This window comes from Mycobacterium botniense (genome assembly GCF_010723305.1).
GTDB classification, from domain to species: Bacteria; Actinomycetota; Actinomycetes; order Mycobacteriales; family Mycobacteriaceae; genus Mycobacterium; species Mycobacterium botniense.
In genome coordinates this window covers 731,528-752,816 of record NZ_BLKW01000002.1, presented here as the reverse complement: position 1 = coordinate 752,816, position 21,289 = coordinate 731,528, and the positions used below count along the sequence as shown (strand labels likewise).

Here is a 21,289-nt window from a genome sequence, read left to right as displayed (position 1 = left end):
CATGATGATTCGCGGAGAGACGGTTCTGGGTGTGCTCGGCGGCGTGCTCATCGGCTATATGGGGTGGCTGGTGGCGATTTCTGTCGGAGAAGCTATGACGACGGTGAGCACCTGGAGCTGGGCCGTCTTGGCGTGGTCGGCCGTGCTGGCGATCTGCGCGGGCGCGTGGGGCTGGTGGCTTCGTCGACGCCGCAGCTATCCGTGGGCCGCCTTTACGTTCGCACTGCCGGTTCTGCCGGTGCTGCTCACGGTGGGTGTGCTGGCCGACACCTACCTGTGAGTGCACTTCTCACGTGTGTCGAACAACTCCGTCTTGGCCAGCTCGCCGGAAACCTGGTGCAGGAAATGGCGGCGCACCCACCGAGGAGAACCGCGAGCTCGCCCGGGTCGTCTGCGTGTGTGGCTGTCCCACCTGGTGGCCTGGCTCGGGCAGCGGGCCTCCCCGGCAGCAGTGCGCCGGCGCCTGGATGAGGCCGCCTGCTGGCGATCGACCCGGCGGATCCGGGCCGATGGTTCCGGCCTGAGCCCGCGGCTTCCCGCGATTCTCGGCGCGCGCCGGCGAGCGGCACCGCAACCGGTCGTTTCGCGTCCGCAGAAACAGTGCCGGTAGCACTACGCTACGTGCAGGACCGACGGTTTCATGACGGCAAATCATTAGCCAGGAGTGCACCTGCCGATGGCCGCAGCCAATCCGGGCGGAGAGCCGGCACCCGGGTTTGACGACATCGCCGATGACGACGTCGACCCGCGGAAACTCCGGTCTCGCGCGAGGTTATTGGACGCGGCCACGTCGTTACTGGTGAGCGGCGGGGTCGAAGCGGTCACCGTCGATGCGGTCACGCGCTTGTCCAGGGTGGCGCGCACCACGCTATATCGGCACTTCACCAGCACCACCCACCTGCTGGCCGCCGCCTTCGAGCGGCTGCTGCCCCAGGTCACGCCGCCGCCTGCCACCGGCGACCTGCGTCAACAGTTGATTGACCTGGTGCACCGCCAGGCCGCGCTGATCGACGAGGCGCCGCTGCACCTGACCGCGCTGGCCTGGCTCGCGTTGGGGCCCGGCGGTCCGGACAGCGACCGGCGCAAACCACTGGCGGGCCTCAGTAAACGTGTCATCGACCAGTACCGGCAACCGTTCGACACGCTGCTGACTAGTCCGAAGGCCCGTGCCGAACTCGGCGACATCGACATCACCCTGGCCATCATCCAGCTGGTCGGCCCCATCGTTTTCGCCAAACTCACCGGCATGAGAGCGCTGACCTCCCGCGACCGCGTCCACATCGTCGACGGTTTTTTGCGGGCGCACCGGCCGCGGCCGGAGCCGGGTCGGCGGCCCCGCGCCGGACACCCGGCAGCCAAGTAGTACTACCAGTATCGTTGCGATATCGCTAGTATCGCTTGGTCGGGGTGGAGGTGTCATGGCAGAGCAGCGCTTCCGTGCCGCCGGTGCGGCAATGGTGCCGCGGTTGCGGGACAAGCTCACGACGCGAGCCGAGCGCAGCGGTGAGTACAGCGCCGGGCTGGCCGCGCTGGCGCGCTTCACCGTTGCCCACAAAGCACTGGTGATCGGCGGATGGATCACGTTGGCGGCCGTCTTGGCAATGGTCTTTCCGCAGCTGGAAACCGTCGTCAAACGGCAATCGGTGGATTTGATCCCGCGCGATATTCCCTCGTTTCAGGCGCTGGATCGGATGAGCACGGCATTCGGCGAGCAAGGGTCGAAAACGACGGTCATCGTCGCGTTGGAAGACCCCGCCGGGCTGACGGCGGTGGCGCGCGCCCGGTACAACACACTGGTGTCGCGGTTGCGCGCCGACACCAAACACGTGCTGACCGTGCATGATCTGCTGGCTGATCCGGCGACCGCCGCGCAAGCGGTCAGCCACGACGGCAAAGCCTGGTATCTGCCCGTGGGTATCGCTGGGACACTGGGGGATCCGACCGCAGCCGCGTCGGTCCAGGCGGTCCGCCACCACGCTGCCCGGACCTTCGACGGCACGCCGACACGGGTGCGCGTCACCGGTCCACCAGCCACTTTCAACGACCAAATCGATTTCGTTGAAAAGGATCTCGCCGTCATCTCGGTCGCCACAGCGGTGTTGATCGCCGCGGTCTTGTTGGTGGTGTACCGGTCAGTGTTCACCGCCTTGCTGCCGCTGCTGGTCATCGGGTTGAGCCTGGCCGTCGGCCGCGGCGCGCTGTCCGCACTGGGCGAGCTGGGCATGCCGGTGTCGCAGTTCACCATCGCCTTCATGACCGTGATCCTGCTGGGCGCCGGCACCGACTACACCGTGTTCTTGATCAGCCGATACCACGAGCAGCGGCGGCGGGGTGTCGCCGCGGAGACCGCCGTCGTCAACGCGACCGCGACTATCGGGCGGGTGATCCTGGCATCGGCCGCTACCGTTGCATTCGCGCTCCTGGCAATGGTTTTCGCACGTCTGCCGGTATTCGCCGCGCTGGGGCCGGCGTGCGCAGTGGCGGTTTTCGCCGGATTCATGGCCACCGTGACGCTGCTTCCCCCGGTACTGGCACTGGCCGCCTGCCGCGGCATTGGTGAGCCCAAACCCGACCGGACCCGCCACTACTGGAACCGCATCGCTGTGGCGGTGGTCCGTCGGCCGGTATGCCTGCTGGCCGCCAGCCTGGCCGTGCTGTCGGCGTTGGGCTCGGTGGCTGTGACGATGCGCATCAGCTACGACGATCGCAAAGGCCAACCGGCTTCCACCGCCAGCAATGAGGGCTATCGACTGCTGGACAGGCACTTTCGCAAAGACGCCACCATCACGGAATTTCTGGTCGTCACCTCGCCGACCGATCTGCGCAGCGGCAAGGGGCTGGCCGACCTCGACGAGATGGCCTCGCGGGTCGCGCAGATACCCGGGGTCACCAAAGTATCGGGTGTGACCCGCCCCGGCGGTACCCGCCTCGAACAGGCTCAACTGTCCTGGCAGAACCGCCGAATCGGCGACAAGATCGCCGACGCGGTCGCCGACGGCCAAGCGCACCGCGGTGACCTGGCCACCTTGACCAGCGGCGCCGACCAGCTCGCCAGCGGGCTGGCCCGGCTCGACACGACGCTGCACGCTGTGCTCACGCCGCTGGCCGACACGCTGACCCACATGCAGCACGCCGGAGCACAGGCGCAGCGTTTCCGGCCGCTGCTGGGCCAACTCGGCGCCGCGGCGCCCGCCATCGACCAAGCGCTTCAGTCGGGTCCCGGACTGCGCCCGCTGGCTGAGCAGGCCAAAACGGCGATCGGCGCCATCGACCCCCTGGCGAAAACCCTTGACAGCACACCATGGTGTGCGACCACGCCGCACTGCGCACAGATCCGCGACCACATCCAGGCCCTCGTCGCCTTGCGCGATACCGGCTTTTTCGACGAAATCGCTTGTCTTTCCGATCAATTCAGCCAGAACGCCACTGTCGGGGCCACGGTGGCCGGGGTGCAGAACGCCGTCGGCGCGCTTGATGCGGCCTTCGGAGCTATCGGCGGCCCGACCGATGTGGCCGACAGCATGCACCGGCTGCAAAACGGTGTCAGCCAACTCGCCGCTGGAGCACAAGCACTGGCCAGCGGAGTCCACGCGTTGGCTGACAGCAATATTCAGCTGCTGGCCGGGATGAGCCAGATTGCCGCCCAGCTGCACAATGCGGCCCGTGCCAGTACCGGATCAGACTCCTCAACCGGGTTCTACCTGCCGGACAACGTCTTCGAGAACCGCCAATTCAGCGACGTCGCAAGCCAATTCCTATCAGAAGACGGCAAAACCGCTCGTTTCGCGATCGAATCCTCCTACGACCCCTACACCCGTGACGCGATGGCGCTCGCCCACACGATCACCGACGTCGCCAACGCGGCCCGGCCCAACACCTCGCTGGCCGACGCGACCGTGTCCATAGCCGGGTTTCCGGCCGTCAACTCCGACATTCAACGCTTACTTGCGGCCGACTTTCACCAGCTCGCTATCGCCACCCTCGTCATCGTCGGTGTCATCTTGGTCCTGCTGCTGCGCGCTGTCCTGGCCCCGCTTTATCTGCTGGGCACCGTGGTGCTCAACTACGCGGCCGCACTTGGCATCGGGGTGCTAGTTTTTCAATACGGGCTCGGGCAGCAGATCGCCTGGCCGGTGCCGCTGGTCGCGTTCATCATCTTGGTGGCAGTCGGCGCCGACTACAACATGTTGCTGGTTTCGCGGCTACGCGAGGAGTCGGCACGCAACATCCGTGTGGGTGTGCTGCGAACCGTGGCCAACACCGGCTCGGTGATCACCTCGGCCGGGCTCATCTTCGCCGCCAGCATGTTCGGCCTCATGGCCGGTTCGATCGCGATCATGATCCAGGCGGGACTGATCGTCGGGTGCGGACTGCTGCTCGACACTTTCGTGGTGCGCACGCTCACCGTCCCGGCGATCGCGACGCTGCTGCGCGATGCCAGTTGGTGGCCGCACCGGCGCTGGGCTGACCGGGCGTAGGCGGTGCACCGAGATGGTGCCGCCGCGCAACGCCGGGATCTTCGCCGGCGACAACCCCCCGGGGCATCGGGCGACGACGGGTCAGCCGCTGGTCTGGGCGGCACCGCCCGGTGCGGCGGTGCCCGTGTGACCGGACGCGCCGCTTGCGCCGGTGGCGCCGGTAACGGCACCGCTGCCGCCGCTTCCCCCGGGAGCGCCGATACCGGCGGCTCCGCCGGCTCCGCCGGCTCCGGCGTGGCCAACCTGTCCGGTGGTGGTGAGGGTGCCCGCGCCGCCGTCACCGCCGTCACCGCCGGTGCCGCCGGCTCCGCCGTGCCCGCCGGCCCCGCCGTCGCCGGAGTGCCCGGATCCGCCGGGTGCGACACCGCCGCCATCACCGCCGTTACCGCCGGGGCCGCCGGTGCCGCCGACACCGCCGCGCCCGCCTGGGCCGCCGTCACCGGTGGTGGCGGGATTACCGGCGCCGCCGTCACCGCCGGGGCCGCCGACACCGCCGCTGGCGCCGTTGCCGCCCGCGCCACCGTCACCGCCGTTGCCCGATATCGAGCCGCCCAGGCCGCCGTTACCGCCCGAGCCGCCCCGGCCACCGGATGCGCCGGTGCCACCGGTCAGGCCGGGCTGTCCGGGGCCGCCGGCCGCACCGGTGGCCCCCGTACCGCCGGGCGAACCATTGCCGCCCGCCCCGCCGTTGCCGCCGTTGCCGACATCGCCGCCGTTGCCGCCGTTGCCGCCGTCACCGCCGGGGAAGCCCGCTCCGTGGTAGCCCGGGGGGTTGACGGCGTTGGCGCCGTTGCCGCCGTCACCGCCGTTGCCGCCGCTGCCGGCCTGCCCGGCCGCACCGGGTGCACCGGCTGTACCGCCGGTTCCGCCGGTGCCGGCGGGCCCGCCGATCCCGCCCGCACCGGGGTCACCGACATTTCCGCCGTTCCCGCCGTAGCCGCCTTGCCCGGGAGCCCCGTTGGTGCCGATCACCGAGTCGCCGCCGGCTCCTCCGTTCCCGGCGTCACCGGCGTCACCGCCGCGCCCGCCGGCCCCGCCGTTGCCGTTGACCCCGGCCGTGGCGTCCCCGCCGGCCCCGCCCGCGCCACCGGCCCCGCCGTTGCCGCCGTTACCGCCGTTACCGCCGTTGTGGCCGTTGCCCAACAGAGTGGCGGTGCTGCCGTTGCTGCCAGCCCCGCCGTTACCGCCGTTCCCGCCGGCCCCGCCGGCCCCGCCCGCACCACCGTCACCGCCATTGCCCGAGATCGAGCCGCCCGCGCCCCCGGCCCCGCCGGCCCCGCCGGCCCCGCCGTTGGTGCCGTTGGTGCCGTTACCCCCGGCCGCCGGAGCGCTGCCGGCGCCGCCGGTGCTGCCGGCCATGCCGTCGGTGCCGGGCGCGCCGGGCCCGCCGGCCCCGCCGTTCCCGCCGTCGCCGACCGGACCGGCGTTGCCGCCGGCTCCGCCGGCCCCGCCGTTACCGCCGTTACCGAATGCCCCACCCAAACCGCCGGCTCCGCCGGCGCCGCCGGCGCCGCCATCGGGATGCGTGACGCTGCCGTTCGCACCGGCCCCGCCCGCCCCGCCGGTGCCGCCGTGACCATAGGCGCCACCCGCACCGCCGGCCCCGCCGGTGCCGCCGGCCACAGCAGGGTTGGTGGAACCCGCCCCGGCCCCGCCGTCCCCGCCGTTACCCCCGTGCGGCGTGGCGCCGGTCACACCCGCTGCGCCGTGGAAGGCGCCGCTGCCGCCACCCGGGCCGCCGGCCCCGGCGGCGCCGGGGTTGCCGCCCATGCCGCCGGTCCCGCCAGCGCCGGCGGCACCGGCCGTGGTGAAGACCCCCGGGCCGCCGGCTCCGCCGTTGCCGCCGGGCCCGGCTGCCCCACCGGCTCCGCCGACCCCGCCGAGGCCGTGGGCACCATCGACCGCCGCCCCGCCCGCACCCCCGGGCCCGCCCGCACCACCGGCCCCCCCGGCCCCGCCGGCGCCACCGGTACCGCCGGTCCCGCTGCCGGCCGGGTTGCCGGCCGCGCCGGCTCCACCGTTGCCGCCGGCCCCGCCGGGACCGCCCGCCCCGCCGGCCCCGCCGTGACCGCCGTAACCCCACTGCGAGCCGCCCGCGCCGCCGTTACCCCCGGCGCCGCCGTTCCCACCGGGGTGCCCAGCGGTCCCATTGGTGCCGGCCGCACCTAAGGTCGTCGGCGTGACACCGTCGGTACCGGCCTGCCCGGGCGCGCCCGCGCCGCCGTTGCCGCCGTTCCCACCGTTGCCGACCGCCCCGCCGGGCCCGCCGTTACCCCCATTCCCGGGCCCGACCGTGGCGGTGGCGTTAAACCCGTTACCCCCATTGCCGCCGTTACCCCCACTGGTGGCCATCACCCCGTCCCGGCCGGCTGCGCCGGGGCCGCCGAGCAGCCCGCCGGTCCCGCCGGCCCCACCCGGGCCGCCGTGACCACCCGGGTTGCCGCCCGCGCCGCCGTTACCGCCGTCAGGGTGCGCGGCGGTGCCCGCGGCACCGTTGCCGCCATTACCGCCGGCACCGCCATCCCCGCCGGCGCCCCCGGCGCCGCCGCTGCCGAACAGTCCCGTGGCGTTACCGCCGGCGCCGCCGGCGCCCCCATCGCCGCCGTTACTGCCCCCCGCGCCGCCATCACCGTTGCCGCCGTTGGCGAAACTGCCCGCCGCGCCGTCGACACCGTGGCCCCCGGCCCCGCCCGCACCGCCGGCACCGCCCACCCCGAACACCAGGCCCGGCGCGTTACCGCCGGCGCCGCCCACACCACCGGTACCACCGGAGCCCTGCACGCCCGCAGCAACACCGGCACCGCCCTCCCCGCCGGCCCCGCCCACACCCATCAACGATCCCCCCGCACCCCCGGCACCCCCGGCCGCGCCCACTCCGCCGGCCCCGCCGGGTCCACCATTTCCGATGAGACCGGCCGCTCCGCCGTGACCACCGGCCACCCCGGCCGTTGTGCTGTTCCAGCCCGCTCCGCCATCGCCGAACAACCACCCCGCGGCGCCGCCGTTGGGGTCAGCCGCTGTGCCGGGTGCGCCGTTGCCGATCACATACGAGCCCGCCACCTCATTGATGAACCCGTCGACCCGCTGACCGACCGGGCTGGAAATCCAGTCCTCAATACCGGTGTGCAGCGGGGTATACACCTCGCGGTCGAACACGCCGGTCAACCCCGAAACCAACGACCCCGACACCGCAGGCGCCACCTGATTAGCCCCGCCCGCCGGGCTCACCGTGATATCGACGGTGTGGGCGCTACCGGTGGAAACGATCACTAATTCCGGGGCATCGGGAGCCGACACCACCTGCCCACCAGTCACACTCACCTGATAGCCGTGCGGGAAGTCGATTGTCGGCACCGCGATGGTGGTCTGCGAGCCCACCGGGAAACTGCCCAGACCGTCAGCCCTTTCGGTGGAGTAGCTGAACTGGAAAACCCCATGGTCAAACGAAAACGAATTCGGGGTTCCCGAAATCGTCTGCGGATACGGCTCGGCGAGGGTGTCCAGGGTTGCGGTATTGACATTGGCGCCCACCGGCGGCTGGCTGGGGTTGTACACCAGCGACTCCAAACTCGAGGGAGACGACGTGGTCGTGATGTCCCCTTGGCCGGTGAACGCCCACTCCGACCAACCGATCAAATCCCGGTCGGCGGCGTGCACACCCTCGGCGTTGATGGTTTGGTTGTCGCCGGCACCGAATTCTTCCAACAGTGCCGGCATGTTGTGCGCGTCGGCGTACGCCACAGCATGATTCGCGACGGCGTCGGTGAGCGCCCCGCAACCGCTGGTAATGCCGAAAATACCGAGGACGCAGTAATCCTCGAAGCCGAAGACAATGTGCGGGTAGTTCACCGTGCCCTGGGTGATGGGAGTCAACCCGAGTTCGTAGAGCAGGTTGGGTTCGGTGAACACCGGGGTGGTCGGGTCGACGGCGCGCATCGCCGCGGTCACCTGATCGAAGAACGGAGTCAGCTCCTGGGCGCCGAAGGCCGGGCTGCCCAGCGGAATCAGCGGCCACGACAAGCCCGGCCACGGTTCGTCCATGATCTCGTAGCCGACGATGTCGGGGTTGCCGTTGAAGTAGTTGGCAACGTATTCCCACATCTGTGCGTAACTGTCCTCCAGCCCCACCCCATCCGGTGCTTTCGCGTTGGCAAAAAACGCAGACCAGGCGTAGAGGTTGGCGGGGTCGATCAAGTTGTTATACGGAAAACCGAAGTTGATATTGGGCAGCCCGCCGGTTTCGGTCGCCCAGGCCGGCGCACCTTCGCCCATGAACGTGCTGCTGAAGGAGTCCTCATCAGCGCCGCCGAGCAGCACGTAGATGTGGTGATCGGCCAGCATCTGGATGGTCTGGGCGACCGAGGCCAGGTAGGCCTCGTTGAAGACGCCGGGCTCGGGCTCGATCGCGGCCCAGTAAATAGCCAGCCGCACAAAGTTAAAGCCGTTGTCCTCCAAGAATTGTGCGTCTTGGGCGTTGAACCCGTCAGCGGATGGCTCGAACGGCGGCACCTTGACCGCCTGGTTGGTTCCGTGCAGCATCACGACCTGGCCGTCGCTGTTGGTCAGCCAGGTGCCGGTGGTGCTGATGGTCAGCACTCCGCTGCCGGTTTGGGCGCTCGACGCGGCGCCGGGCACGGTGCCCGGGTTGCCGACGGCGCCGTGGCTGCCCAACACGCCGAACACGCCGCCGGTGCCGCCGGCCCCACCCAGGGCGGGCAGCGCGGCGGGGTTGCTGCCGTCGCCGCCGGCGCCGCCGTTGCCGCCGTCGACGAATAACCCCGCGCCGGTGCCCCCGTCACCCCCGGCACCGCCGGCGCCGCCATTACCACCGGCACCGCCGTGACCGCCCACACCCAACACCCCGATGGCAGCACCGCCGGCCCCGCCGGTACCGCCGGCGGCACCAACCCCCCCGGCCCCGCCGGCGCCGCCGGGCCCGCCGTCGCCGACCAGAATCCCGCCCGCCCCGCCAGCGCCCCCGTCACCGCCGGCGACACCGGAGGTCGCAGCGTCGGCCCCGGCCCCGCCGGCCCCGCCGTTACCGAACAACCCTGCAGCCCCGCCGGCCCCGCCCTGACCGGCCGCGTCGGTAGCCCCGGCGCCCCCATCACCGAATAGCAACCCACCGGCACCACCATCGGCTTGGGCCAACGTTCCACCCCCAACACCGTTGGCGCCATTGCCGATCACAATGCCGGGACCACCGACGTCGTGCCAGAACCCGTTGAGCGCGGTATCGACCCGGGTGCCCAGCGGACTGTTGATCCAACCTTGTTCCAACGCGTGCAGCACCGTGGGAATCGTGGCCGCGGCAGAACTCGACGCTTCCGTCAGCGCCGAGTCCACCGCATCCGCACTCGCCCAATAGGTTTCGAGCAGATCGACCACGGTGTTGACCACGGCGTTTTCCGCGCCTGAACTGCTCAGATCCAACCCCGGCACGTTGGCGGCCGAATCCAAACCCGCCGCCGAATCGGTTAAACCCGCTAACGCCGCCTGCAGGGGTTCGATGATCGGATCGATGAACAGATCAATCACATCGGCGTGCGCCGGCCGCGTGACAGCCAACGCCGGCACCCCCCATGCCGCCACCATCGCCGCCGCTGCGGCTAACCGGCAAGCACACCTGTGCGCCCACACCACACCCACCAGCCCTGATGCTCCTTTGGATTCGGGCTCCATGTGTGATTTGCGTGGCGGCTCGATCAGTCTCACCAACGTGGCCGGAACCTGTCAAGAGCTCGCGTCGGCTCATCCATCATCCCTGGGTGCAGCCTGCCCAGCGGCCGGCACCACGAACATCCGCGCCAAGCTGTTGCCGTTGCCTGGCCACGAGCGGTCCGCAGGCGAACAGCGCCCACCGAAATATCACAGAAAACCATTGCATCGCTTTGCTTTTCGACTTACTGCCGCGGCCCCGGTTCTCGGTGGGGCGGTGGCGCGTCCAGCGTCGCGCCCGCGGGTGACACCGAAGACAGCGCACGGATGTGGCCACACTGTCAACAAACCCGCACGCCCACCGTGAAACGGGTTCAGAAGTTGACGCGGACTTCGGGTTAAACCCAAGTCTCGCAATACATCGTGGTTATCGAAGTGATCTGGCGTACGCCTGGTGCGGTGCCGGCAACGCCGACACGGGCCTCTACCCGTGACCCGGATGGTCCAACGGGATCTCGAGGGCCGACATTGTTGCGGCCAGACCGTCGTATTGGCCTGCGAGCATGCAGAATTCGATGAGCTGGCGCCGATCGAGATGATTTGAGAGTTGCTTCCACGCGTCCTCGCTGACCGACCGGGTGGTGACGAATTCGTCGGTGGCGGCCAACAGCGCCCGTTGTCTGGGGCTGAGGCTGCCGGAGCTGTGGGGCCAGCTGAAGATCGCGTCTTGGCTCGTGTCATCCAGCCCCCGGCGGCGGGCCATTCGGCGGTGATGCTGCAGCTCGTATTCGCAGCCCCGCAGATGCGCGACGCGCAGGATCACCAGCTCGGTGTCCGCGCGAGGCAGCCGGCCCCGCAGCAGCGCACCCGAGTAGGGCAGCCACAGCCAGAACAGTCGCTTGTGCTGACCCAGCGTGGTGAACAGGTGCATCTGCGGGGCGCGGACCGTCCGCGCGCCCAATTTCGCCAATATCCAGTTGACCAGCCCCAGCTCGCGCAGCCCCCCGGCCGGGATGCGGCCGGTCTGCTCGGCCTTTGAGGTGCCGGTCACGCCTGTTTCACCAGGTAGGGTGACACCGTACTGCGGTGCTCGTCGAGGTCTAGGGCGCGGCCCAACGCCGGAAACGCCCGCTGCGGGCAGTTGTCGCGTTCGCACACGCGGCAGCCCGCGCCGATGGGTGTGGCGTTACGCCCGGACAAGTCGAGTCCTTCCGAGTAGACCAGTCGGTGGGCGTGCCGCAACTCGCAGCCCAAACCGATGGCGAAGGTTTTGCCGGGCTGACCATACCGCGACGCGCGCCGCTCCACGGTGCGGGCCACCCACATGTAGTTGCGGCCGTCGGGCATCTGCGCGATCTGCACCAGGATCTTGCCCGGGTTGGCGAATGTCTCATAGACGTTCCACAGCGGGCACGTGCCGCCGGTCGAGGAGAAGTGAAAACCCGTTGCTGACTGGCGTTTGGACATATTTCCCGCCCGGTCGACCCGAACGAACGAAAACGGCACCCCCCGCAGTGACGGCCGCTGCAGCGTGGACAGCCGGTGACAGATGGTCTCGTAGCTGACCGAGTAGAACGCCGAGAGCCGCTCGATGTCGTAGCGGAAGTTCTCGGTGACATCGTGAAACTGCCGGTAGGGCAGTACGGTCGCCGCGGCGAAATAATTCGCCAGTCCCAGCCGGGCCAGGGTGCGTGACTCCTCGCTGGTGAAGTTGCCCTCCTCGACCATGCTGTTGATCAAATCACCGAATTCCAGGTAGGCCAGCTCGGCGGCCATCTTGAACACCTGCTGGCCCGGTGAGAGGTGACTGCTGATCTCCAGTGTTTTGGTGGCTGGGTCGTAGCGATGCAGAACGGTGTCGCCCAGATCGATGCGCTTGACGATGTGGACGCCGTGCACTTCGGTGAGTCGGCGCGACAATTCTCGGGCCAGGTCGCCCCGGTGCATGCGCATCCGCACGGTCAGATCCTCGGCAGCGGTATCGAGCTCGTGCAGGTAGTTCTGCCGTTCGTAGAAGTAGTCGCGCACCTCTTCGTGCGGCATGGTAATCGAGCCGCTGCCGCTACCGTCGGAGAACCGTTCTTCGGTCGCGGCCGCCAGTTGTGCGGTGATGATCCGGTGACGACGGTGCAAGTTGACCATCGCCCGGGCGAGTTTGGGATGCGCACTGACCATTTCGGTGATCTCGGGTAAGTCCACGTCCACGCCCAGATCGCGGTCCATCGTTACCTCCCGCAGCTCGGCAACCAGCCGGGTGTCCTCCTGGGAGGCAAAAAACGTGGCATCCACGCCGAACACTTCGGTGATCCGCAGCAATACCGCCACGGTCAACGGGCGCACGTCGTGTTCGATCTGGTTGAGGTAGCTCGGCGAGATCTCGAGCATCTGCGCTAGCGCAGCCTGGCTGTAACCGCGCTCGGTGCGCAGTTGGCGCAGCCGGGAACCGACGAAGGTCTTGCTCACCGAACCAGCGTACCCCGTTTTGCAAAGGTGACATTAGCAGACTTGGCAGAATCGCGGCGATTGGTGTTTCGCAGCCGGTATTTGGCATGATGCGCGGGAGGGGAGGGCGCAATGAGGAGCACAGGGGAGTAGCGCCGTGAGCCTGGACAAAGTAATGATGCCGGTGCCTGACGGCCACCCCGATGTTTTCGACCGCCAATGGCCGTTGCGGGTTGCCGACATCGATCGCGATGGCCGTTTGCGGTTGGATGCGGCTGCCCGCCACATCCAGGACATCGGCCAGGACCAGCTGCGCGAAATGGGTTTCGAGGAGACCCATCCGCTGTGGATCGTGCGGCGCACCATGGTCGACGTGATTCGCCCGATCACATTCAGCGACATGCTGCGGTTGCGCCGGTGGTGTTCCGGTACGTCTAACCGGTGGTGTGAGATGCGGGTTCGCATCGATGGGCGCAAAGGCGGCCTGATCGAATCGGAGGCGTTTTGGATCAACATCAATCGCGAGACCCAGATGCCGTCGCGCATCTCTGACGACTTTCTGGCCGGACTGCAGCGCACCACCAGTATCGACCGGCTGCGCTGGAAGGCGTACCTGACGGCGGGAAGCCGAGACGACGCACTCGAGATTCACGAGTTTCCGGTCCGCGTCACCGATATCGACCTGTTCGATCACATGAACAACGCCGTGTACTGGGCGGTGGTCGAGGATTATCTGGCCGCTCACCCGGCACTGCTCAAGGCGCCGCTGCGAGTGACTATCGAGCACGAGGCGCCGGTGGCTTTGGGCGATAAGCTCGAGATCCTCTCCCACGTGTATGCGCCGGGCACCTCCGATCGGTGCGGTCCCGGTCTCGCCGACCGTACTGTTACGACGCTCACATATGCGGTCGGCGACGAGATCAAAGCTGTCGCAGCCCTCTTTGCTCTCTAGCAAGTCACCGTACGCCGCGCGGCGCACCATATAGTGGCGCTGACCTGCGGATTTCCTGGTGCGGATCAGTACCCGCGGAGCGGGTCCGCGGCACCGTCTCTTCGCAAACTTTGCAAAATCCTCGAACAGCATTGCGAAAATTCGCATCTGAAAGACCTAGACCTGGGCTTCTGAACTGTGCCATCGTCGGATTAGCACATCAGCAAAGATTCGTGCAGTTAATACCGCTCCTGAGCGGTCCCAGTTAACACGTCAGCAATGACCCTGAGGAGAAGCTCGATGTCGACCGTTGGCATGCCCAAAAGTGTGGAGGAGCTCCAGCGGGATTGGGACACCAATCCGCGCTGGAAGGACATCACCCGCACCTACACCGCTGCGGATGTGGTGGCCCTGCAGGGCAGCGTGGTTGAGGAACACACACTGGCCCGGCGCGGTGCGGAAATCCTGTGGGCGCAGCTGCACGATCTGGAGTGGGTCAACGCGCTCGGCGCGCTGACCGGCAACCAGGCCGTGCAGCAGGTGCGTGCGGGCTTGAAGGCCATTTATCTGTCGGGCTGGCAGGTAGCCGGTGACGCCAACCTGGCCGCCCAGACCTACCCGGACCAGAGCCTGTACCCGGCCAATTCGGTGCCCCAGGTGGTGCGCCGGATCAACAACGCGCTGCTCCGCGCCGATCAGATCGCCAAGATCGAGGGCGACCGGTCGGTGCAGAATTGGCTTGCGCCCATCGTCGCCGACGCCGAAGCCGGTTTCGGGGGCGCGCTCAACGTCTTCGAATTACAAAAGGCGATGATCGCCGCGGGCGCTGCGGGCACGCACTGGGAAGATCAGCTGGCCTCGGAGAAGAAATGCGGCCATCTCGGCGGCAAGGTGCTCATTCCCACCCAGCAGCATATCCGCACGCTCACCTCGGCCCGGCTTGCTGCCGACGTGTGCGACGTCCCGACCGTCATCATCGCGCGCACTGATGCCGAAGCGGCGACGCTGATTACCTCCGACATCGACGAGCGCGACCGGCCGTTCATCACCGGCGAGCGCACCCGCGAAGGTTTCTACCGGGTCCGCAATGGGATCGAGCCATGCATTGCGCGGGCCAAGGCCTATGCGCCATTTGCCGACCTGATCTGGATGGAGACCGCGACACCGGACCTGGAGGTGGCGCGGACGTTCGCCGAAGCGGTCAAAGCCGAGTATCCCGACCAGATGCTCGCCTACAACTGCTCACCGTCGTTCAACTGGAAAAAGCATCTCGACGATGCCACCATCGCGAAGTTCCAGAAGGAGCTTGCCGCGATGGGTTTCAAGTTCCAGTTCATCACGCTGGCGGGCTTTCACGCGCTGAACTACTCGATGTTCGACCTGGCCTACGGCTATGCCCGTAACCAGATGACCGCCTACGTCGAGTTGCAGGAACGCGAGTTCGCCGCCGAGGAACGCGGCTACACCGCGACCAGGCACCAGCGCGAGGTTGGTGCAGGATACTTCGACCGCGTCGCTACCACGGTCGATCCGATGTCGTCGACGACGGCGCTGGCTGGCTCCACCGAAGAGGGCCAGTTCCACTGATAATCCACTCATAAGGCGGTTGTTCTCTGTTGCCGTCTGCTCATCGGATCCGGAGTTGACAGCACCGGCCCCGCCCAGCGAACCTGAGCGGGGCCCGTTGCTGTGCAAGAGAACTGGAGAGAACAGTGAGTGAGGGAGCGATTGAGCGGGTCGGGGTCGTCGGAGCCGGGCAGATGGGTGCCGGTATCGCCGAGGTCTCGGCGCGTGCGGGTGTTGATGTGACAGTGTTCGAGACCACCGAAGCGTTGATCGCCGCGGGACGCACCCGCATCGTCAAGTCGCTGGAGCGCGGGGTCAGCGCCGGCAAGGTGACCGAACGTGAACGCGACGGTGCCCTCAGCAAGCTGACCTTCACCACCGATTTGAAAGACTTCGCTGACCGCCAACTGGTGATCGAAGCCGTGGTCGAGGACGAGACTGTCAAAACGGAGATTTTCGCTGAACTCGACCGGATTATCACCGATCCCGACGCCGTGTTGGCGTCGAACACCTCCAGCATCCCCATCATGAAGATCGCTGCCGCCACGAAAAACCCTAAGCGAGTGCTGGGTCTGCATTTTTTCAATCCGGTGCCGGTACTGCCGCTGGTTGAGCTGGTCTTGACGCTGGTCACTGACCCGGCGGCGGCGGCGCGCACCGAAGAGTTTGCCAGCACGGTGTTAGGCAAACAGGTGGTGCGCTGCTCGGACCGATCCGGCTTCGTGGTGAATGCGCTGCTGGTCCCGTTTCTGTTGTCGGCGATCAGGATGGTCGAGAACCGCTTCGCCACTGTCGAAGACATCGACAAGGCGGTCGTGGCGGGGCTCTCGCACCCGATGGGGCCGCTGCGGCTCGCAGATCTGGTCGGACTTGACACCCTGAAATTGATTGCGGACAAGATGTTCGAGGAGTTCAAAGAGCACCAGTACGCGTCGCCGCCGTTGTTGGTGCGAATGGTCGAAGCCGGTCTGCTCGGCAAGAAATCCGGTCAAGGTTTTTACTCCTACTAATGCGGGCACTCCCGGCCCGTGATGTCACCGACTGCAAGGAGGTGAAGCCGTTATGCGCGATCGAGTCCCCGGAGTCGCAAGACAGCCGTTGCAGTGCCGGCCGTTTGTCGCGCCGACGGCGAGTCGTATTCTTAGTTGTTGAACAGACGTCAGCCGGTACGAGACCTGCGGTTCGACGTTTAATTTCTGACCCAGACGGCCAGTGGCAACAGGACGAACAGTGACGAAGACACCCGGTGACACGCAGAGCTTGACCCCGCCTTTCGATGACGTGCAAGCGCACTACGACCTGTCAGACGAATTTTTTCGGTTATTCCAAGACCCGACTCAGACCTACAGCTGCGCCTACTTCGAGCGCGACGACATGACTCTGGAGGAGGCGCAGATCGCCAAGATCGATCTCGCGCTTGGCAAACTCGGACTGCAGCCCGGAATGACGTTGCTCGACATTGGCTGTGGTTGGGGCTCAACAATGCGCCGGGCGATTGAGAAGTACGACGTCAATGTCATTGGCCTCACGCTCTCCAGAAACCAGCGGGCACACGTGCAGAGAATGTTCGATGAAATGGACACTCCGCGCAGCACGCGGGTGTTGCTGCAGGGGTGGGAGCAGTTCGACGAGCCGGTCGACCGGATCGTCAGCATCGAGGCGTTCGAGGCGTTCGGAAAAGACCGGTGGGCGCCATTCTTTGAGACGGCTTACCGTGTTCTGCCCGGTGACGGTCTGATGGTCCTGGAGACCATATTCACCCATCCGCCGACCTACTGGGCCCCCAGGGGCATCAAGCTCACGATGAGTGACTTGAGGTTCGGTCAATTCATCGCCCGGGAGATATTTCCAGGCGGCGCATTGCCGGCGCCGGAAGACATTGTCGACTACTCGCACAAGGCGGGGTTCTCGACCGGTCAAATTCAGTTGATGAACCCGCATTACGTGCGGACATTGGATATCTGGGCGGCAAACTTGAAGGCCCACAAGGATGAAGCTATCGCCGTCACCTCCGAAGAAGTGTACGAGCGCTATATGCACTACTTAACCGGGTGTGCTGACCGTTTCCGGCGCGGTATCACCGAAGTGGGACAGTTCACGCTGACGAAAGCGCCCAACGGCCGGGCCGGTGGTTGACCCCTGAACGCCTGAGCGCCGAAAGATATCATCGGTGATTCGCGTCGGGGCTCATGGGCGCGCCCGGGCCACGGCGGCGACGCCGATGGAGCGGATAATCTATACCTTTTCGCAGGTGAATTGGCAGACGTCGGTGTAGCCCTTGCGGAATAGCTCAGCGCATCCGGTCAGGTACTTCATGTATCTTTCGTAGACCTCTTCGGAGGTGATGGCGATAGCTTCATCCTTGTGGGCCTTCAAGTTTGCCGCCCACGTGTCCAGGGTGCGCGCGTAGTGCGGCTGCAGCGACTGGATCCGGGTCACAGTGAAACCGGCTTTGGTGGCGTGCTCCTCGACCAGCGGCACGCGTGGCAGCTCACCACCGGGAAAAATCTCGGTCAGGATGAACCGGATAAAACGGAACAACGACATTGTCAACGGCAGCCCGCGTCGCTTGACCTCTTCCTCGGTCGCCGTGCAGATGGTGTGCAGCAGCATCACACCGTCGTCGGGCATCAGGTCGTAGGCCATCTTGAAGTAGGCGTCGTAGCTGTCCCAGCCGAAATGCTCGAAAGCGCCGATCGACACAATCCGATCCACCGGCTCGTTGAACTCTTCCCACGGCTGTAAGAGCACCCGTCTGCTGCGGGGGCTGTCCAACTCAGCGAAGCGCTGCTCGACGTGCGCTTTCTGGTTTTCCGACAGCGTCAGGCCGATGACGTTGACGTCGTATTTCTCGATGGCGCGCAGCATCGTTGATCCCCAGCCGCAGCCGATGTCGAGCAGCGTCATACCGGGCTCTAGCCGCAATTTCCCAAGGGCGAGATCGATTTTGGCGATCTGCGCCTCTTCCAGCGTCATGTCGTCGCGCTCGAAGTAGGCGCAGCTGTAGGTCTGGGTGGGATCCTGCCACAACCGGAAAAATTCGTTGGACAGGTCGTAGTGCGACCGCACTTCGGCGTCGCTGGAACCCCACCGCCGGGCGCTCGGGGAGCGGCGGGACTGCACGGTCTGTGTCTCGCTGGAGGTCTCGGTCACTGGCAGATCCCCACGGTCGCAAACGGGCTGGTCACAGAGCAGAAGCCAGGGTAGGCGTCTGCCCTATGACACCATACACGCCGCAGCCTGGACAACACCGGCCCAGCACGGTGCCGTGCGCGCAGATCACACCGCGGGCGACTTTTCCAGCGTGAATTGGTGGACGTCGGTATACCTGTCGCGGAACAGCTGCGCGCAGCCGGTCAGATACTTCATGTAGCGGTCGTAGACCTCTTGGGACTGGATGGTGACGGCTTTGTCCCTGTTGGCTTGCAGTGCGGCCGCCCACATGTCGAGGGTGCGCGCGTAGTGCGGCTGCAGCGACTGGATCCGGGTCACCGTGAAACCGGCCTTGGTGGCGTGCCCGTGCACAATCGGCACCGACGGCAACCAGCCGCCCGGGAAGATCTCGTCGAGGATGAACTTGGCGAACTCAACCACTTCGCGGGTCAGCGCCAGGCCCATCTTCTTCCCCTCCGAGAACGTGGGCCGGGTGATGGTGTGCAGCAGCATCACCCCGTCTGCGGGCAACGCCTCGTAGGCCATCTTGAAGTAGCGGGGATAGCGCTGGTGGCCGAAGTGCTCGAACGCGCCGATGGACACGATGCGGTCGACGGGCTCGTGGAACTTTTCCCAGCCTTCCACCAACACCCGCCACGAGCGGTGGGTATCCATCTTCTCAAACACTGTCCGCACGTAGCCGGCCTGGTTCTCGGACAATGTCAGGCCGATGACGTTGACGTCGTATTTCTCGATGGCGCGCAGCATCGTTGATCCCCAGCCGCAGCCGATGTCGAGCAGCGTCATACCGGGCTCTAGCCGCAATTTCCCAAGGGCGAGATCGATTTTGGCGATCTGCGCCTGTTCCAGCGTCATGTCGTCGCGCTCGAAGTAGGCGCAGCTGTAGGTCTGCGTAGGGTCCAGGAACAGCCGGAAGAACTCGTCGGACAGGTCGTAGTGGGCCTGGACGTCGTCATAGAAGGGCGTCAGCGGCACAGTCATTACGGCATAAGCCTTTCTGTATTTCTCAGCACAGGCCGTTCATGAAGCTTCGTGAAGCTACGCCCGGCCCCCCGCGATGCATCTTTGCAGTCTAGTCGGTGCGGGCGGGTATTACCGGTCGCCGCGACCCGGGTGTCAAGGCGATGTGGCCCGAAAACGTTCGCTAGGAAGTGGCCAGGATAGCACCCATCGCGAGGCCCGCGACCAGCAGCGCGCCCGCCTGGCGCACGTGTACCCATGCCAGCGCCGCGTACCACAACGGCCAGACCGGGAAATCCGGAGGCGGCCGGTCTGGAGGCGGACGACGAAAGTACGGCCATACTTTCACCAGCCGCGGCAGCGCCACGGCGACCAGCAACGCCGGCCACGGCATCGCCTGCGCCACCACCGCCACCCCGACCAACAGGTAAAACCCGACCATCATCGCCAGCGTCACCAGCCGTGCGCGGGCGGCGCCGAAGATCACCGGCAGCGTGCGGATCCCGAGCGGCGCATCATAGGGGATTTTGTCGATGTGCTTGCCCATCAACACCGTCGTGCACAACAGCCCATAGGGGAGCGACGCGAGCACGATATGCCAGCTCAGTGTGCCAACCGCCGAAAAGTATGTTCCGCACACCATCAGTGGCCCCCAGACCAGGAAAACGTCGGGTTCGCCCAGGCCGCGTTTCTTCAGCCGCAGCGGCGGCGCGGTGTAGGCGACGCTCAGCACGAAGCCGGTCAGCGCGAACACCACTACCGGCCAGCCCCGCACCAACGCCAACACCACGAGGATTGCCAGGTCGGCCAGGTTCACCAGGAGAATCGCCGAGATGAGCGTGCGTCGGCTGACCAATCCGGACAGCACCGGATGCGGCGCGTACAGCGCGCGCGGGTAGTGGGCGCTGTCGGTGCCCACCTGGGTGTCGTACAGATCGTTCATCAGGTTATTGGCTATGTGAGCCAACGTGATTCCAACGACGGCGACTGTCAGCCAGCGCCAGTCCATCCCGCTTTGGCCAACCGCCAGCAGCGCGGCAACGAGGCCGGCGAACACGGTCATCGGCAGCACGGCGGCCCGGGTGACGACCAGCCAGCGGGTCAGGGTGTCGACGGGCCCGTCCGGCGGGGGGTTGGTGGTGCGCAGCGCGTACCTCCACGATCTGAGCCGCGAGCGCGCCGTCATCTCAGGCATCAGCGGCCCCTACGGCGTCCACGACGGCACGATCGGGGACGGGTGCGGCTGCGCGCGGAATTTCTCCAGCGACCCACCGGCCTCGACGATCCCGCACACCGCGCTCCAGCTCAGCATGGTCAAGTAGTCGATCAGCTCGTCGGCGCTCATCTGGGGGTCGGAGATCCACGAGTGGGTGGCGAGTTGGACACCGCCGACGATCATGTAGGCCCATGGTTCCACCCCGCCGGTGTCCATTCCGGCTTCCTGCATCCGGCGGCGCAGCATCACCGCGAGCATGCGCGCGATGATCCGCTCGGAGTCGGCGATCACTTTGCTCTTGGTCGGCGAACTGTTGGCCATCACGAACCGGTAGGGCTCGGGTTCCTCGGCCACGGTTTCGACGTAGACGCGGATGATCTCGCGGGTGAGCTCATAGCCGTCGAGGTTCGATGACAATGCCGCCGCCATGTTGGGAATCAGCGTGGTCTGTGCGAACCGCATCATGACCGCCGTGGTCAGATCGTTCTTGTCGACGAAATAGCGGTACAGCACCGTTTTGGAGACACCGATCTCAGCGGCGATCTCATCCATGCTCAGAAATCGGCCGTGCCGCCGGATCGCGGCAATGGTGCCGTCCACCAGCTCGTTGCGGCGCTCAACCTTGTGTTTGTGCCAGCGCCGTTTACGCCCATCGGTCTTTACTATCCCCGCCGGGAGATGCTCAGCCACGATTGCGGAATCCCATTCACTAGACGTTGTCGATAGTACGGCTCGTTACCCGCCTCATGCCCGATGCACGGCCGATCTCCCCCGCGCGGGGGACCCCGGCCTGCGGCGGGGACAGCGCAGAGGGAGCGGGACCTGTCGTCCCGGCCACTGTGCGCGCCCATGGCGGATGATGGT

At 66.7% G+C, this 21,289-nt stretch carries 14 protein-coding genes; 7 read left to right on the top strand and 7 right to left on the bottom strand.

What is annotated here, in order from left to right; translation table 11 throughout:
* Position 1 precedes the first annotated feature (1 nt).
* From G6N08_RS03825 to G6N08_RS03815, 3 genes are all read left to right on the top strand, one after another.
* Positions 2–280 carry a hypothetical protein gene (locus G6N08_RS03825; RefSeq protein ID WP_163754516.1) on the top strand — a complete coding sequence of 93 codons (279 nt, stop codon included), beginning with the start codon at positions 2–4 and terminating at the stop codon, positions 278–280.
* A 396-nt stretch (positions 281–676) separates the two neighbouring features.
* Positions 677–1,363, top strand: coding sequence for a TetR/AcrR family transcriptional regulator (locus G6N08_RS03820; protein ID WP_163754512.1), 687 nt, complete (start codon positions 677–679; stop codon positions 1,361–1,363).
* Between the two features lie 91 nt (positions 1,364–1,454).
* Complete coding sequence (locus G6N08_RS03815) at positions 1,455–4,478, top strand: MMPL/RND family transporter (protein ID WP_246216686.1); 3,024 nt, start codon at positions 1,455–1,457, stop codon at positions 4,476–4,478.
* A gap of 81 nt (positions 4,479–4,559) precedes the next feature.
* On the opposite strand, the gene G6N08_RS21245 is transcribed toward G6N08_RS03815, so the two are convergent.
* The 3 genes from G6N08_RS21245 to ramB all read right to left on the bottom strand — a co-directional run bounded on the left by G6N08_RS21245 (position 4,560) and on the right by ramB (position 12,599).
* Positions 4,560–10,160 (bottom strand): PGRS repeat-containing protein, encoded by a 5,601-nt coding sequence (locus G6N08_RS21245; protein ID WP_163754506.1) that lies wholly within the window; start codon positions 10,158–10,160, stop codon positions 4,560–4,562.
* Positions 10,161–10,620: 460 nt separating this feature from the next.
* A complete protein-coding gene (locus tag G6N08_RS03805; protein WP_163754504.1) occupies positions 10,621–11,187 on the bottom strand; it encodes a carboxymuconolactone decarboxylase family protein in 567 nt (188 codons plus the stop codon).
* Positions 11,184–12,599, bottom strand: a complete 1,416-nt coding sequence (gene ramB / locus G6N08_RS03800) for an acetate metabolism transcriptional regulator RamB (RefSeq protein WP_163754501.1) — start codon at positions 12,597–12,599, stop codon at positions 11,184–11,186. Before ramB ends, G6N08_RS03805 begins: the two co-directional genes overlap by 4 nt.
* Positions 12,600–12,735: 136 nt before the next feature.
* Between ramB and G6N08_RS03795 the strand changes: the two genes are divergently transcribed.
* The 4 genes from G6N08_RS03795 (at position 12,736) to G6N08_RS03780 (ending at position 17,211) form a co-directional block, all read left to right on the top strand.
* Positions 12,736–13,530 (top strand): acyl-[acyl-carrier-protein] thioesterase, encoded by a 795-nt coding sequence (locus G6N08_RS03795; RefSeq protein ID WP_163754498.1) that lies wholly within the window; start codon positions 12,736–12,738, stop codon positions 13,528–13,530.
* 279 nt (positions 13,531–13,809) lie between these two features.
* Entirely contained in the window at positions 13,810–15,096 is a 1,287-nt protein-coding gene (gene aceA, locus G6N08_RS03790) for an isocitrate lyase (RefSeq protein WP_163754496.1), read from the top strand.
* 125 nt (positions 15,097–15,221) lie between these two features.
* Positions 15,222–16,085 carry a 3-hydroxybutyryl-CoA dehydrogenase gene (locus G6N08_RS03785; RefSeq protein WP_163754494.1) on the top strand — a complete coding sequence of 288 codons (864 nt, stop codon included), beginning with the start codon at positions 15,222–15,224 and terminating at the stop codon, positions 16,083–16,085.
* 220 nt (positions 16,086–16,305) lie between these two features.
* Complete coding sequence (locus G6N08_RS03780; RefSeq protein WP_170301258.1) at positions 16,306–17,211, top strand: cyclopropane mycolic acid synthase family methyltransferase; 906 nt, start codon at positions 16,306–16,308, stop codon at positions 17,209–17,211.
* Positions 17,212–17,310: 99 nt separating this feature from the next.
* On the opposite strand, the gene G6N08_RS03775 is transcribed toward G6N08_RS03780, so the two are convergent.
* The 4 genes from G6N08_RS03775 to G6N08_RS03760 form a co-directional block, all read right to left on the bottom strand.
* The gene (locus G6N08_RS03775; protein ID WP_246216684.1) at positions 17,311–18,198 is read right to left on the bottom strand and encodes a cyclopropane mycolic acid synthase family methyltransferase; all 888 of its coding nucleotides are present in this window, start codon (positions 18,196–18,198) and stop codon (positions 17,311–17,313) included.
* 156 nt (positions 18,199–18,354) lie between these two features.
* Positions 18,355–19,230: a cyclopropane mycolic acid synthase family methyltransferase gene (locus G6N08_RS03770; protein WP_163754488.1), complete on the bottom strand. Its 876-nt coding sequence runs from the start codon at positions 19,228–19,230 to the stop codon at positions 18,355–18,357.
* Positions 19,231–19,393: 163 nt separating this feature from the next.
* Entirely contained in the window at positions 19,394–20,404 is a 1,011-nt protein-coding gene (locus G6N08_RS03765) for a prenyltransferase (protein WP_163754485.1), read from the bottom strand.
* 9 nt (positions 20,405–20,413) lie between these two features.
* Positions 20,414–21,115, bottom strand: a complete 702-nt coding sequence (locus G6N08_RS03760) for a TetR/AcrR family transcriptional regulator (RefSeq protein WP_163754483.1) — start codon at positions 21,113–21,115, stop codon at positions 20,414–20,416.
* Positions 21,116–21,289 lie beyond the last annotated feature (174 nt).

Excerpts from the sequence above, each read along its gene's own strand:
- G6N08_RS03825 (WP_163754516.1), top strand. The coding sequence starts at position 2 with ATGATGATTCGCGGAGAGACGGTTCTGGGTGTGCTCGGCGGCGTGCTC.
- G6N08_RS03815 (WP_246216686.1), top strand. The coding sequence starts at position 1,455 with ATGGTGCCGCGGTTGCGGGACAAGCTCACGACGCGAGCCGAGCGCAGC.
- G6N08_RS03820 (WP_163754512.1), top strand. The coding sequence starts at position 677 with ATGGCCGCAGCCAATCCGGGCGGAGAGCCGGCACCCGGGTTTGACGAC.
- G6N08_RS03765 (WP_163754485.1), bottom strand. The coding sequence starts at position 20,404 with ATGCCTGAGATGACGGCGCGCTCGCGGCTCAGATCGTGGAGGTACGCG.
- aceA (WP_163754496.1), top strand. The coding sequence starts at position 13,810 with ATGTCGACCGTTGGCATGCCCAAAAGTGTGGAGGAGCTCCAGCGGGAT.
- G6N08_RS03770 (WP_163754488.1), bottom strand. The coding sequence starts at position 19,230 with ATGACTGTGCCGCTGACGCCCTTCTATGACGACGTCCAGGCCCACTAC.
- G6N08_RS21245 (WP_163754506.1), bottom strand. The coding sequence starts at position 10,160 with ATGGAGCCCGAATCCAAAGGAGCATCAGGGCTGGTGGGTGTGGTGTGG.